Raw genomic sequence first — 11,353 nt, 5'->3', positions numbered from 1 at the left:
GTGGCTGTGATCCAGGAAGCGGGAATCCGAGTCGGCCTGCACGGTGGGCCGGTTTCCGTCCGATGACTTCCTCCGCGCGCCACATCCCACCTCCGGGCTGTCCGGCGCGGACCGTCCGCCTGACGGGACTCCACCGAAGCAGCGGTAGGCCGGCCTTTCGGGGCGGTCGTGCGAGGTCGGCCGATCCGGCTTCCACCCACCGCGGGAACAGGACATACCTTCATGCACCGATCACGCATATCGACCTGCGCGCGGCGGGGGCTCGCCGCTTCCGCGGCAGCCGGAGTGCTGCTCACCCCGCTGGCCGCGGCGGCTCCGGCCTCCGCGAGCGTGGCCCCGGCACGCGCCGCGAACACGCAGGCCGGCCCGGCCCCCGCCACGAAAGCTGCGAGTGCGGCCGTGGGCGGTTCGAAGGTTGTCTGCACCTCGCAAAAGCCTGGCCTGGCCCCCGAGCTGTCGCACGACATCGCCGGTGCGCTCAAGGGGCGCAAGGGCACGGCGGCGCTCGCCGTCTACGACCGCAAGACCAGGACCAGCTGCGAGTTCAGGGCCGGCGCGCACTTCGACTCCGCCAGTGTCGTGAAGGTCACCGTGCTGGGAGCGCTGCTGCGAGAGGCCCAGGAAGCGCACCGCAAGCTGACGTCGCGCGAAGTGAAACTGACCACCGCGATGATCACCAAGTCCGACAATGACGCCACCTCTGCTCTCTGGAGCCAGCTCGGGGTCCCACGCGTCAAGCACTTCCTTGCCCTGGCGAACATGCGGCACACCGTTCCGGGTGCCGGCGGGGCTTGGGGTCTCACCCGGATCACCGCGGCCGACGAGCTCACACTCATGCGACTCCTGACGGCGAAGAGCGCCGTGCTGGACGCGGCCTCGCGCGGCTACGCCCAGAACCTGATGGCACATGTCGAGGCGGACCAGAAGTGGGGTGTACCCGCGGGGGCCCCCGCGTCCGCTACGGCGCACGTCAAGAACGGCTGGCTGTCCCGCGCGACCGATGCCTGGCGGGTGCACAGCGTCGGCTTCATCACCGGGCACGGCCACGACTACGGGATGACGGTTCTCTCCAGTGGGAATCACACGATGGCGTACGGCGCCGCCACGATCGAGGGCGCGACCCGCGTCGTCAACCGTGATCTGAACAGCGCGGTCCGCGCCGCGAGTCACTGAGCGGGTCCGGGGCTGAGCGGCCGGACGGGGCCGGATCGCGTGCTGAGGCACCGCGCCACTCCTTTGAGTGACGGGTGCATCACGTTGTGTGTATGCGGGCAGATCAGGATCGCCCGTACACAACGTCACGAAGGGACCACCCATGAAGGCCCAGCCCGGCCCGCGCCGCCACCTCCGCCGGATCTTCGCAGCCACTCTCGGTGCGGCTGCCCTCACGCTCACGTTTTCGGGGTCCGCCCAGGCCGCGGACGGTGAATTCACCTACGTCGTCCATGACCCGAGCGGTGCCGCGCACCTGCGAGGCCTGATCGATCCGCCGAGCCGGGAGTGCATCACGCTTCCCGAGGTGACGTCGGAGTGGACGACGCCCCCGGCAGACAGCCCGCGCAACTTCACAGATGCCACGGCCACGGTCTTCTCCGGCGCCGACTGCAGCGGTGACCACTTCACCCTCCGCCCCCACGGAGGACACGCTTCGGAGCGCCTGAAGCTGCGCTCGGTCGTCTTCTCCTGACCGGAACGCCCGGTTCCCCGGTGCGGGAACCGGGCACCCGGTGCCCGGTCCGCTGTGCTGAGCCGCCGGTGCTCCTCGGTGTGCGGCGGCGCATCCACGCCGAGGGCTTGCGGTGCGTCGGCCGGGTCGTGATGTCCCCGCTGCGGGGTCGCCCGGCCAGTCGCACACGCTGGACAACAGGAGCGTCCGGGTCGGATCCAGGACGGATCTTGATGTCATCGCTGCTGCGCACCAGGGCGTCGGCGTCAACCATGATCACTGGCCTGGCCGCCAGGTCAGGTTTTCCCCCCGACTCGCAGATCGACATCGGTATGAAGTGCGCGATGCGTGATCACCGCGTCGGTGAAGTCGAGTTTCACGTCACCGGACTTCAGGAGGATCTCCATACGGCGGGGGACCAGCCGGCCGCCGGTGCGGGTGACATCGCCGAAGCGCCGGCCGATCCGTACCGGACCCCTCCCGGAAGAGTCATCAGCCGGCCTCGGTTCACCCGTCATGTCCGCAGCCCGAGGACAGGTCAGGGTCCCGCAATGTCGGGGCGCACACCTGAAGTGGCCGGTGCGCATCCGCTCCTGCACTGCTGCCGTGCGCCGCTCAACAGGCGGAACCGGCGGGTCGGATGAACCGCCGGGCGTCGCGAAGGATCGAGGCTAGAGTTCCCAGGTCAGCCCCGTTACTCGATGACCTGAGAAGGAAACACGGATTATGCCGACTGAGACGTTCGAGTTTCAGGTGGAAGCGCGCCAGCTTCTGCAGATGATGATCCACTCGATCTACTCGAACAAAGACGTGTTCCTGCGTGAACTCGTCTCCAACGCCTCCGACGCGCTCGACAAACTGCGCCTCGAAGCCCTCCGCGACGACTCTCTGGGCGCGGACGTGTCCGATCTGCACATCGCCATAGAGCCGGACCAAGAGGCCCGTACGCTCACCGTTCGCGACAACGGCATCGGCATGTCGCACGACGAGGTGGTTCAGCTCATCGGGACGATCGCGAACTCGGGCACCGCGAAGTTCCTGCGGGAACTCAAGGAAGCGGAGAGCACTGCCGCGGCCGACGGGCTGATCGGTCAGTTCGGGGTCGGGTTCTACTCAAGTTTCATGGTGGCCGACGAGGTCACACTGCTGACTCGCCGTGCGGGTGAGAGCCACGGCACCCGCTGGGTGTCGACCGGTGAGGGCACGTACACCATCGAGACCGTCGACGACGCCCCGCAGGGCACCGCGGTCACCCTCCGGCTCAAGCCGGAGGACTCCGACGACCAGCTGTACGACTACGCCTCCCCGTGGAAGATCAGGGAGATCGTCAAGCGGTACTCGGACTTCATCACCTGGCCCGTCAGGCTGGCGGCCGAGCCCGCATCCCCCGACGCGGGCGCACCGGAGGCGGCCGGCGAGGAGGGAGCCCCGGCCGGGCCCGAGACCCTGAACTCGATGAAGGCCCTCTGGGCGCGCTCGCGTGAAGAGGTCACGGACGACGAGTACCACGAGCTGTACAAGCACATCAGTCACGACTGGAACAGCCCGCTCGAAACCATCAGGCTCCAGGCGGAGGGCACCTTCGAGTACCAGGCGCTCCTGTTCATCCCGGCCCACGCACCGCAGGATCTGTTCGTTCAGGGCTACAAGCGCGGGATCCAGCTGTACGTGAAGCGCGTGTTCATCATGGACGACTGCGAAGCGCTGATGCCGCCGTACCTGCGCTTCGTCAAGGGTGTGGTCGACGCGCAGGACCTGTCGCTCAACGTGTCACGGGAAATCCTCCAGCAGGACCGGCAGATCCAGCTGATGCACCGCCGCCTGGCGAAGAAGGTGCTGTCCACGGTCAAGGACATGATGTCCGGTGAGCCGGAGCGGTACGCCACGTTCTGGCGGGAGTTCGGCCGAGTCCTCAAGGAAGGGCTGCTGAGTGATTTCGAGAACCGCGACGCCATCCTCGGTGTGTCGTCCTTCGCCACCACACACGGCGAGGACGAGCCGACCACGCTGCGGAGCTACGTGGAACGGATGAAGGAGGGCCAGGAGCACATCTTCTACCTCACGGGCGAGTCCCGCCAGGCCATCGAGAGCTCCCCGCACATGGAAGCGTTCCGGGCCAAGGGCATCGAAGTCCTGCTGCTGACCGACCCCGTCGACGAGGTATGGGTGGAGGCGGTCCCCGAGTTCGACGGAAAGCAGCTGCGGTCGGTCGCCAAGGGTGAGGTGGACCTCGGGACCGATGAGGAGAAGAAGGAGGCCGGGACCGAACGCGAAAAGCGGCAGCAGGAGTTCGAGGGCCTGCTGACCTGGATGACGGGCCGGCTGAGCGACAACGTCAAGGAGGTGCGGCTCTCCTCGCGCCTCACCGTGTCGCCCGCCTGCATCGTCTCGGACACCAACGATGTGACGCCGGCCCTGGAGAACATGTACCGGGCCATGGGACAGGAAGTGCCCCACGTCAAGCGCATCCTCGAACTCAACCCGGGACACGCGCTGGTCACCGGATTGAACAAGGCGTACTCCGAGCGCACCGGCGACGCGGGCCTCGACGACCTCGAAGGGGCAGCGCAGCTTCTGCACGGCATGGCGCTGCTCGCCGAGGGCGGCGAACTGACCGATCCGGCAGGCTTCGTCAAGCTGCTGGCCGACCGCCTCGAACGCACGCTCTAACCGCGGGTCACACCAGCCGTCGGCCGAGGGGCGTCCCGCCGCACCGCTGCGGGGCGCCCCTCTGGCGTTTTTCCGGCATCAGTTGGCAGATTATTGGAAGTGCGACAGAGCCGGGATACCGACCATGGAGGTGTGTCCAAGAATAAGTCGATCACTCTGTTGTCTTTCGGTCATGCCTGTGTGGACGTGTATCAGGGTGCGGTCGCGGCACTCGTGCCGTTCTTTGTCACCGAGCGCGCCTACAGCTACGCGGCGGTGTCAGGGATTGTCCTCGCCGCGTCGCTGTTGTCGTCGGTGGCCCAGCCCGTCTTCGGTGTGTTGACCGACCGGTGGGCGATGCCGTGGTTGCTGCCGGTGAGTACGTTGCTCGGCGGGGTGGGGATCGCGCTCAGCGGCGTGAGCGGTTCGTACGAGCTGACGTTGGTGTTCGTGGCGGTGTCCGGGCTGGGTGTGGCGGCATACCACCCGGAGTCGGCCCGTGTCGCGCGGCTGGCCAGCGGTGGCAGCCACAGCGGTATGGCGTGGTTCTCTCTCGGCGGCAACCTCGGGTTCGCGCTGGCGCCGCTCCTGGTGTCGGCTGTCGTGGTCACCGGTGGACTCCGGATGTCCCCGCTGCTCGTGATCCCGGCAGTCATCGGCAGTGTTCTCTGCCTGCCGGCGCTGCGGTTGTTGCGGAGGACGGGGGCGGACCGCGCCGGTGCGGCAGTGGCGAAGGGGCGTGACGACCGTGCTTCGTTCGTGAAGCTCTCATTGGTGGTTGTCTGCCGTTCCATCGTTTTCATCGGGCTGAGTACGTTCATCTCGCTCTATGCCAAGCAGCGGATGGGGGGCAGCACGTCGGCAGGCACCGCCGCGCTGTTCGTGCTCTACCTGGGGGGCGCCGTCGGCTCGGTGCTGGGCGGAAACCTGGCCAACCGGTGGGACCGGGTGACCGTGGCACGCTGGTCGTATCTGGCGACCGCCGTCGCGGTGGCGGGGATCGTGGGTGTCCCGGGACCGGCGTTCTACCTCTTCGTGGCGCTGGCCTCGGTCGGTCTCTACGTTCCGTTCTCGCTTCAGGTCACCCTCGGGCAGGACTACTTGCCGTCCCGGGTCGGCACGGCGAGCGGAATCACTCTCGGTCTGACAGTGAGTATCGGTGGTCTCGCCAGCCCGCTCATCGGTGCCGTCGCCGATGCGACATCCCTGCGTACGGCACTCGCTCCGCTGGTGGTACTGCCGGTACTGAGCTGGCTGTTGCTGCGCACGCTTCCCGAACCATCCCTGCCCTCAGCGCTGATGACGAGGCAACAGAAGGGAGACCCCAAGGATGACGAAGCTCTGCCCGTCCAACCCGATCACCGATGAACGGGCCCACGGTCCGGGCCCTGCGCCGGCCGGGCCGTCGCCCTGCGGAGGGTCCCCGCAGGGCCCGTCCTCGCAGGAGGTCTGTCCTCTGACACCGTGGGGCTGCCGCGCGGCGCTGCGGGATCCCGAGTGGCAGCTGGTCTCCCATCACCTCACCTCCGACGGCGAGATCGATTACTGCCGGTGTGCCTGCGACGCGATGGTGGTGCTGCGCCGGGGCGAGTTGGAGGCGTTCATCGAGCCGGGGGACACCCCGCGCCCGTCGGAGTCGTAGCCACCGTCGCCTGCCCGGCTGTGGACGTGCGCCGCAGTGGCAGAACGGGCACCGGGGGCCCCGCTCCCGGTGCCCGTTCTCCATTGGCACGGCCGGACCGCCACCAGAGGCGGCTACGGACCGCACGTTCAGCTCAGCCGCACGTCCGCGTAGACGGCCATCGCGTCGTGCTGGTAGACGGCCAGCCCGTCGGCGATGCTGTCGTAATTCGCCCGGAACCGCGCGTCGTTGACATAGGTCCCGGCCAGTCCTCGGTACGCGGTCGCGTTCGGGGTCCAGAACCTGCAGACGCTCCGGTAGTGCGCGTCCACCTCGTTCTGCACCGCGGGATCGGTGACCGGCGTACCCGCCGCCATGAAGTCAGCCATGCGGATCATCTGCGCGGTCACCTCCCGCTGCCACCGCTCCTGGTCCGCCGCGGTCATTGTCTTCCTGGCCTGCTGGGACTGCTTCCACGCCTCGGGCCACCGCTCCCGCGCCTCGTCCTCGGCGGGGGAGGACTCGAACCCCTCGAACAAGTTCTCCGGCCTGTTGATCTTCGTCATCTCGTTGGTGTCCTTGCCTTCCTCGAGTTCGGCGATGGTCCGCCCCACCGTGCGGGCCAGCGTCTCCAGCCGGTCCCGTTCCGCGAGCAGCCGCGCGTGGTGCCCGCGCAGTACGGCCAGGGGGTCGGCCTGGCTGTCCAGGACGGCCGCGATCTCGCGCAGCCCCAGGTCCAGCTCCCGCATCAGGAGGATCTGCTGCAGCCGCAGCAGATCGCCCTCCTCGTAAAAGCGGTGCCCATTGCTGCCGATCCCTGCGGGCGGGAGCAGGCCGATCTGGTCGTAGTGCCGCAGCGTCCGGGACGTCACCCCGGACATCCGGGCCACCTCCGCGATCGACCAGGCCATTGCTGTGCCTCCCATCGCCGGCCGGTCCATCCGGCCACACGGATGACCGTAGAAGTTGACGCAGCGGAAACCGCAAGCCGCCACCGGCATCCGGATCGTGCCAGACCCGCAGGTCCGGCCGGGGCAACGACCTCGGACGTCGCCCCGGCCGCAAACCGGTGTGTGAAATCGGTCCGTGGACCCGGTCGAGAGCCGCACCGGACACCGTTCGCCCTGCGGCGGCGCCGCTCGTCAGCGCTGCGGTTCCCCCCAGGTGATGCAGCGGCGGACCATACTGCCCTTCCCCTTGGATTGCCACCCTCCGGGGCGCGGGTGGGCCGCCGGGCGAGCGCAGGCTCCGTTCATCGGGGACCACGCGGTCGCTGCGTCTGCCCGCTGTTCACGCCTGACGCAGTGCGGAGCGGCCCGCGAAGCGTGCGGAGCCACCCAACTCCTCTTCGATCCGAATCAGCTGGTTGTACTTCGCCGTGCGGTCGGAGCGGGAGAGTGAGCCGGTCTTGATCTGACCGCAGCCGGTCGCCACCGCCAGATCGGCGATAGTGGTGTCCTCCGTCTCACCCGAGCGGTGCGACATGACCGCAGTCCAGCCCGCCTGGTGGGCCGCGTCCACCGCGGCCAGCGCCTCGGTCAGGGTGCCGATCTGATTGACCTTGACCAGCACCGAGTTGCCGACGCCCGTGCGAATGCCTTCGCGCAGCAGCGTCTCGTTGGTGCAGAACACATCGTCGCCGGTGAGCTGACAGCGGTCGCCGACGCGGGCCGTCAGCTCACGCCAGCCGTCCAGATCGTTCTCTGCCATCGGGTCCTCGATGGAGACGACGGGGTAGGCGTCGATGAGCTTCGCCAGGTAGTCGGCCTGCTCGGAGGGGGTACGGCGTACCCCCTCACCCGCGTAGTCGTACACCCCGTCGCGGAAGAACTCCGACGCGGCCGGGTCCATGACCAGGCCGATGTCCGTGCCGGGGCGGTAGCCGGTGCGCTCGATGGCGGCCATCACGAAGTCGAGCGCTTCCTCAGCGGTACGCAGCGCGGGTGCGAAGCCGCCCTCGTCCCCGACGCCCGTGGAGTGTCCGGCGGCCAGCAGATCGCGGCGCAGGGTGTGGAAGACCTCGCTGCCCATGCGGACGGCTTCAGCGAAGGTGTCCGCGCCGACGGGCGCAATCATGAACTCCTGGAAATCCAGCGGATTGTCCGCGTGCGCACCGCCGTTGACGATGTTCATCATCGGTAGCGGCAGGAGGTGGGTGCCGGCGCCACCGAGGTAGCGGTAGAGGGGCAGACGGTGAGCCGCCGCTGCGGCCTTGGCGGCGGCGAGGGAGACGCCGAGGATCGCATTGGCGCCGAGCCGGGACTTCGTGACGGTGCCGTCGAGGGCGATCAGTACGGCGTCGAGACCCGCCTGATCCGCCGCGTCCCGGCCGCACACGGAGGCCGCGATCTCCCCGTTGACGTGGGCCACTGCGCGTTCGACGCCCATGCCGTGCCAGCGCGCGGAGTCTCCGTCGCGCAGCTCCACGGCCTCCCGGGCACCGGTGGAGGCGCCGGAGGGGACAGCCGCGCGCCCCAGGGACCCTTCCGCCAGGACGACATCGACCTCGACCGTGGGGTTGCCCCGGCTGTCGATGATCCGGCGGGCGTGGACGGCCTCTATGGCGGTGTTGACGGATCCGACTGCCTCTGCGGACATGGGAGGTCCTTCCCGTTGTCGTGTGCCGTGGCTCCCGGCTGCGACAACGCTGGCGCTGAGCCCGACCGTGCGAACATTACAGCAATGCTGCTCAGTTTTGCTGTGCAGCATTGCTGTGCAGGTCAGGTGAGCAGCAATGCTGATCAACGGGGTAAAGTGCCTTATGCCCACCTCGGAAGCCGCCGCTATCGCCGCCGAACTGCGCACCGCGATGGGCAAGCTCACCCGACGTGTCAGACACGAGGACCACATCCCACTGGGTCAGGTCGCTGTACTCGGCGCACTCGACCGTGCCGGTGCCATGACCACCAGTGACCTCGCAGCCGATCAGCGCGTACGCCCCCAGTCGATGGCCCGCGCGGTGGGGCTGCTCATGGATCAGAACCTGATCACGCGCCGTGCGCACCCCACGGACGGCCGCAAGTCGCTGGTCGAGTTGTCGGACGCCGGCCGCGCCGCGCTCGAAGCGGAGCGCAGCCGCAGGGCCGGGTGGCTCGCGCAGGCCATCGAGGCCGAACTCACGCACGGGGAAAGGGCGTTGCTGGCACAGAGCGCCGCACTGCTGGAGCGGCTCGCCACTCGCTAGCGCGCCTGTCAGGCAATACCCGACTCGTCGCGATGCCCGGAGCACACTCGCAATCTCTCGGCTTCGTCCGTGCGGTGGAGAGCCGCCTCCGTGCGGGGGAGGACTGCCTCCACCACGCCCGCCGAAAGCCCGGGTAAGTCCCGTACGAGGACACCGGCGGGCAGGCCGGGAGTGTGCGCCGCTGTGACACAGCCACTCCGTGGGTGGCTGCTTGTCCGCGTGGCGTCATCGCGCTGGTCTTCACGCCGTTCACCGGCGGCCCTGTCCGAGTTCAAGGGCTGAGGGATGAGCGTGGACCGGCCTTCGGGGAACGGCTGGACGATGGCAGCCTGACCGACTTCGTGCCCTCGGCAGCCGCCACTGCTCCGGCCGGTTCGGAGATCACCACGAGTTGCCGTGGGGCACCCTCGACCTCGCAGTGCAGCCCGCGAGGGAGTTGCTCGCCCATCGGCACGGCCGGCCCGGGACGGCGGGCCGGAACGGGTCAGTGCCCGTCAGGTGGCGGTCAGAGGGCCGACTGCAGCTCCTGCCGCACCACGATGGCGTTGAGCCGTACCGCGAACCGGGCGATGTCCGAGATCTCCAGGTTCCCGACCTGCGCCTTGTCCAGGCCGATGGTCGCATCCACGCAGAAGGCAATGGCGTACATGCCCGCGCCGGTCTCCTCGTCCTGAAGAGCGAAGAAGAGGTCCCGGTAGAAGCTGGTGCGTTCCGGGCTCTCCTCGTAGTAGGAGAGCCCCGGTGCGCCCTCCTGCGCGGCGAGGCCGGTAAAGGCGCCCACGAGTTCCTCCTCGATCGTCGCCCAGAAGCCGGCGTCGGCGAACGTCTCGGGCAAAGCCTGGCGCACGGCCTCCTTCAGGGAGAGAACCATCACCATGATCGATCCGTACTCCTGAAGCCCCCACCCGCGGACCATCTTGACGATGTCGCCGGCGGGTATGGCGGCGGCGGCCTCCCGGATGTTACCGAAGTCGAAGTTGACGGTCGCCGGGGCAATCGCGTCCTGGAACACCTGGTTGATCGCTCGGGCCTGATCGAGGTGGTCCGAGCCCACGTCGATGACGGTTTTGAAAGTGGCGGCCATAACTCCTCCTGTGTGTCGGGATGATCAGGAGGGTCAGTATGCCGAGCAGGCTTCGGACGATGCGGGGGCGTCCCGGTGGGCGGACGACACTGAGCGCCTCCGAACTGGGGCGGCTGACGGGATCCGTGATGCGGATGACCTCGATGGACTCGGCCTTCCCCTGAGGCAGAGGGCAGCAGCCTGCATCGGACTTTCCGATCGTGACTTCGCAGAACACCGAAGCCGGAACCGGGCTCCTCACGGGGGACCACACTGCTGTCCCCTCGCAGGCTCGGGCTCTCGTCAGGGTCACTCATGACGACCGAACCCGCTGCGCACCCGCACCCGGCCACCCTGGCCAAGGCCGAATTCGGTCTTCCCGGGCCCCTGCTCGACCAGCGCGTTACCGCGATCCCTGACGGTACAAAGACGGCTACGACGGACCTCGTCGCCGATGGCGAGCACGACCGGGAGTCCTTCTTGAAGTCGCCCGACGGCTGACCGTCGTCGACTCCCCGGCCTGTCAGCGGAGAGCGGACCACGAGCAGTACTCACACAGCCAGAAGGTGCGAAGCGGTCTTGGTGACCCCGGCTCCAGCGTCGCCGACACAACCCTGCAGTCCTCCAACGCTTCCGGCCGATCAGGGACCCTCGGCCCGTCCACGAACGGGAGGAACCCCTTCGACCTCGAAGGTGACCTGGTCGGCATAGCACCACCACCAGGCCTCACCGGGCTCGTACGAGCGGATCAGCGGGTGGCCGGTGGCACGGTAGTGGGCGGTGGCGTGCTTGTTCGGTGAGTCGTCGCAGCAGCCCACCGCTCCACAGTGCTGGCACTCCCGCAGATGCGCCCAGCTGCTCCCCAGCGCGACGCACTGGGGGCAGCTGTCCGGGCTGTCCGGGGTCACCGGGCTGATCTGGTCGAGGTGTGAACAGATCATTTGATCGTGGTCCGTCATCACTGGACTCCTCGGTCGCGGCCGTGCACCCCGGCGGACAGGAGAACGTGCGTCGAGTGTGCCCCGAAGCCCGCGGCGCTTCGGCCGGGGCCGCCCCTCCACTCCACCCTCCCACCCCGCGGCGCCCTGTCAACCGCTCAGTGAGCCGGGTGCGGCCCCAGTGCCGGATTCCGCCGCCTCGGCAGCCGCAGCCAGGCTTGTCCTGGCAGCG

The 11,353-nt window shown here is 68.4% G+C and carries 13 protein-coding genes; 8 read left to right on the top strand and 5 right to left on the bottom strand.

Annotated elements, in window-relative coordinates:
* Nucleotides 1-222: 222 nt before the first annotated feature.
* The gene (locus OG584_RS00960) at nucleotides 223-1,173 is read left to right on the top strand and encodes a serine hydrolase (RefSeq protein WP_405773956.1); all 951 of its coding nucleotides are present in this window, start codon (nucleotides 223-225) and stop codon (nucleotides 1,171-1,173) included.
* Nucleotides 1,174-1,315: 142 nt separating this feature from the next.
* Nucleotides 1,316-1,687: a hypothetical protein gene (locus tag OG584_RS00955; protein ID WP_405773954.1), complete on the top strand. Its 372-nt coding sequence runs from the start codon at nucleotides 1,316-1,318 to the stop codon at nucleotides 1,685-1,687.
* 275 nt (nucleotides 1,688-1,962) lie between these two features.
* Here OG584_RS00955 and OG584_RS00950 read toward each other — a convergent pair whose 3' ends face one another.
* Nucleotides 1,963-2,184 carry a hypothetical protein gene (locus tag OG584_RS00950; protein ID WP_405773952.1) on the bottom strand — a complete coding sequence of 74 codons (222 nt, stop codon included), beginning with the start codon at nucleotides 2,182-2,184 and terminating at the stop codon, nucleotides 1,963-1,965.
* Between the two features lie 208 nt (nucleotides 2,185-2,392).
* Between OG584_RS00950 and htpG the strand changes: the two genes are divergently transcribed.
* From htpG to OG584_RS00935, 3 genes are all read left to right on the top strand, one after another.
* The gene (htpG, locus tag OG584_RS00945; RefSeq protein ID WP_405773950.1) at nucleotides 2,393-4,336 is read left to right on the top strand and encodes a molecular chaperone HtpG; all 1,944 of its coding nucleotides are present in this window, start codon (nucleotides 2,393-2,395) and stop codon (nucleotides 4,334-4,336) included.
* Between the two features lie 132 nt (nucleotides 4,337-4,468).
* Nucleotides 4,469-5,683 carry an MFS transporter gene (locus OG584_RS00940; protein ID WP_405773948.1) on the top strand — a complete coding sequence of 405 codons (1,215 nt, stop codon included), beginning with the start codon at nucleotides 4,469-4,471 and terminating at the stop codon, nucleotides 5,681-5,683.
* Nucleotides 5,646-5,957, top strand: a complete 312-nt coding sequence (locus tag OG584_RS00935) for a hypothetical protein (protein WP_405773946.1) — start codon at nucleotides 5,646-5,648, stop codon at nucleotides 5,955-5,957. Before OG584_RS00940 ends, OG584_RS00935 begins: the two co-directional genes overlap by 38 nt.
* A 128-nt stretch (nucleotides 5,958-6,085) precedes the next feature.
* Here the strand turns inward: OG584_RS00935 and OG584_RS00930 are convergent, their stop codons facing one another.
* Nucleotides 6,086-6,847, bottom strand: coding sequence for a MerR family transcriptional regulator (locus OG584_RS00930; RefSeq protein ID WP_405783806.1), 762 nt, complete (start codon nucleotides 6,845-6,847; stop codon nucleotides 6,086-6,088).
* A gap of 379 nt (nucleotides 6,848-7,226) precedes the next feature.
* Nucleotides 7,227-8,534: a phosphopyruvate hydratase gene (eno, locus tag OG584_RS00925; RefSeq protein WP_405773944.1), complete on the bottom strand. Its 1,308-nt coding sequence runs from the start codon at nucleotides 8,532-8,534 to the stop codon at nucleotides 7,227-7,229.
* 163 nt (nucleotides 8,535-8,697) lie between these two features.
* On the opposite strand from eno, the gene OG584_RS00920 reads away from it, so the two are divergent.
* Nucleotides 8,698-9,120: a MarR family winged helix-turn-helix transcriptional regulator gene (locus OG584_RS00920; RefSeq protein ID WP_405773942.1), complete on the top strand. Its 423-nt coding sequence runs from the start codon at nucleotides 8,698-8,700 to the stop codon at nucleotides 9,118-9,120.
* A 505-nt stretch (nucleotides 9,121-9,625) separates the two neighbouring features.
* Here the strand turns inward: OG584_RS00920 and OG584_RS00915 are convergent.
* Nucleotides 9,626-10,204 (bottom strand): Type-2Aa cytolytic delta-endotoxin, encoded by a 579-nt coding sequence (locus OG584_RS00915; protein ID WP_405773940.1) that lies wholly within the window; start codon nucleotides 10,202-10,204, stop codon nucleotides 9,626-9,628.
* 38 nt (nucleotides 10,205-10,242) lie between these two features.
* On the opposite strand from OG584_RS00915, the gene OG584_RS00910 reads away from it, so the two are divergent.
* Nucleotides 10,243-10,368, top strand: a complete 126-nt coding sequence (locus tag OG584_RS00910; RefSeq protein ID WP_405773938.1) for a hypothetical protein — start codon at nucleotides 10,243-10,245, stop codon at nucleotides 10,366-10,368.
* A 130-nt stretch (nucleotides 10,369-10,498) separates the two neighbouring features.
* Nucleotides 10,499-10,684: a hypothetical protein gene (locus tag OG584_RS00905; RefSeq protein WP_405773936.1), complete on the top strand. Its 186-nt coding sequence runs from the start codon at nucleotides 10,499-10,501 to the stop codon at nucleotides 10,682-10,684.
* Nucleotides 10,685-10,824: 140 nt separating this feature from the next.
* On the opposite strand, the gene OG584_RS00900 is transcribed toward OG584_RS00905, so the two are convergent.
* Nucleotides 10,825-11,142, bottom strand: a complete 318-nt coding sequence (locus OG584_RS00900; protein ID WP_405773934.1) for a UBP-type zinc finger domain-containing protein — start codon at nucleotides 11,140-11,142, stop codon at nucleotides 10,825-10,827.
* Nucleotides 11,143-11,353 lie beyond the last annotated feature (211 nt).

The organism is Streptomyces sp. NBC_00859 (genome assembly GCF_045161865.1).
Classification (GTDB): domain Bacteria; phylum Actinomycetota; class Actinomycetes; order Streptomycetales; family Streptomycetaceae; genus Streptomyces.
This window is presented reverse-complemented; position numbering and strand designations above follow the sequence as displayed.

Bases quoted from the DNA above. Each gene is read 5' to 3' on its own strand.
- OG584_RS00930 (WP_405783806.1), bottom strand. From the start codon at position 6,847: ATGGCCTGGTCGATCGCGGAGGTGGCCCGGATGTCCGGGGTGACGTCC.
- OG584_RS00900 (WP_405773934.1), bottom strand. From the start codon at position 11,142: ATGACGGACCACGATCAAATGATCTGTTCACACCTCGACCAGATCAGC.
- OG584_RS00950 (WP_405773952.1), bottom strand. From the start codon at position 2,184: ATGACGGGTGAACCGAGGCCGGCTGATGACTCTTCCGGGAGGGGTCCG.
- OG584_RS00910 (WP_405773938.1), top strand. From the start codon at position 10,243: ATGCCGAGCAGGCTTCGGACGATGCGGGGGCGTCCCGGTGGGCGGACG.
- eno (WP_405773944.1), bottom strand. From the start codon at position 8,534: ATGTCCGCAGAGGCAGTCGGATCCGTCAACACCGCCATAGAGGCCGTC.
- OG584_RS00915 (WP_405773940.1), bottom strand. From the start codon at position 10,204: ATGGCCGCCACTTTCAAAACCGTCATCGACGTGGGCTCGGACCACCTC.
- OG584_RS00960 (WP_405773956.1), top strand. From the start codon at position 223: ATGCACCGATCACGCATATCGACCTGCGCGCGGCGGGGGCTCGCCGCT.
- OG584_RS00955 (WP_405773954.1), top strand. From the start codon at position 1,316: ATGAAGGCCCAGCCCGGCCCGCGCCGCCACCTCCGCCGGATCTTCGCA.
- OG584_RS00905 (WP_405773936.1), top strand. From the start codon at position 10,499: ATGACGACCGAACCCGCTGCGCACCCGCACCCGGCCACCCTGGCCAAG.
- OG584_RS00920 (WP_405773942.1), top strand. From the start codon at position 8,698: ATGCCCACCTCGGAAGCCGCCGCTATCGCCGCCGAACTGCGCACCGCG.
- OG584_RS00935 (WP_405773946.1), top strand. From the start codon at position 5,646: ATGACGAAGCTCTGCCCGTCCAACCCGATCACCGATGAACGGGCCCAC.
- htpG (WP_405773950.1), top strand. From the start codon at position 2,393: ATGCCGACTGAGACGTTCGAGTTTCAGGTGGAAGCGCGCCAGCTTCTG.